Genomic DNA, 1,257 nt, shown 5'->3' with positions numbered 1-1,257 from the left:
AGGGCGGGTTGGGTGTAGAGGGTGTGGTCGAGTAGTTCGGGGTCTTGGCCGAACATGAGTGGTTTGAGGGGCCGGTCCAGGTGCGGGTCCAGTGCCTCGCATGTCCGGTCGAGTGCTTCGGCGAAGACGGGGAGGTGTTGGTAGAGCTGGGCGCCCATGCCGGGGCGTTGGGAGCCCTGGCCGGAGTACATGAGGGCCAGTTTTCCGCCGCCTGGGGCGGTGCGGCCGGTCACGACAGCGGGGTGCGGTTCCCCGGCTGCCAGTGCTGCCAGGCCTTCGCGCAGCGTCTCCCGGTCGCCGACGATCACGGCGCGGTGCTCCAGCATTGAGCGGGTGGTGGCCAGCGCCCATGCCACTTGACCGGGGTCCAGGTCGGGGTGGGCGTCCAGGTGCTGGATCAGTCGTTGGGCCTGCGCGGCGAGGCCCGTCTCGCTCTTGGCCGACAACAACCACGGCACGGCCGGCGCCTCGGGCCGAGGTGCTGACGGCGCGGACGCCTCCGGCTCCACTGTGGCGGGAGCCTGCTCCAGGATGAGGTGGGCGTTGGTGCCGCTGATGCCGAAGGAGGAGACGGCGGCGCGGCGGGGCCGCCCGGTCTCCGGCCAGGAGGTCTGCTCGGTGAGCAGCTCGACGGTTCTCGCGGACCAGTCGACGTGTGGAGTCGGCTCGTCCACGTGCAACGTCTGCGGCAGGACGCCCCGCTGCATGGCCTGGACCATTTTGATAACCCCGGCGACGCCCGCCGCCGATTGGGTGTGGCCGATGTTGGATTTGATGGAGCCCAGCCGCAGCGGCCGTCCGTCCGGGCGCTGGCGTCCGTAGGTGGCGATGAGTGCTTGGGCTTCGATGGGGTCGCCCAGGGTGGTTCCGGTGCCGTGGGCCTCCACCGCGTCGATGTCGTCCGGTGCGAGGCGTGCGTTGGCGAGGGCGTCCTGGATGACGCGCTGCTGGGACGGGCCGTTCGGCGCGGTCAGGCCGTTGCTCGCCCCGTCCTGGTTCACCGCCGAACCGCGGATCACCGCCAGCACCGGATGTCCGTTGCGGAGTGCGTCCGACAGCCGTTCGACCAGCACCAATCCGACACCCTCGGAGCATCCCGTGCCGTCGGCAGCGGCCGCGAACGCCTTGCAGCGGCCGTCCCAGGCCAGGCCCCGCTGCCGGGAGAATTCCAGGAAGAGGGTGGGCGTGGACATGATGGCGATGCCGCCGGCGAGTGCGAGGTCGCATTCGTTGTTGTGGAGGGATTGGCGGGCGAGG

General features: G+C 70.6%; 1 protein-coding gene. It reads right to left on the bottom strand.

Annotation, left to right across the window (positions count from 1 at the left end; genetic code table 11):
- Positions 1-1,257 (bottom strand): type I polyketide synthase (locus tag ABD296_RS49325; RefSeq protein ID WP_344285439.1); only part of this gene is annotated, 1,257 nt, incomplete at both ends.

The sequence above is a fragment of the Actinomadura napierensis genome, assembly GCF_039529375.1.
Taxonomy (GTDB): Bacteria; Actinomycetota; Actinomycetes; order Streptosporangiales; family Streptosporangiaceae; genus Spirillospora; species Spirillospora napierensis.
The sequence above is the reverse complement of the archived record's forward strand: the minus strand, read 5'-3'. Positions and strand labels throughout refer to the sequence as shown.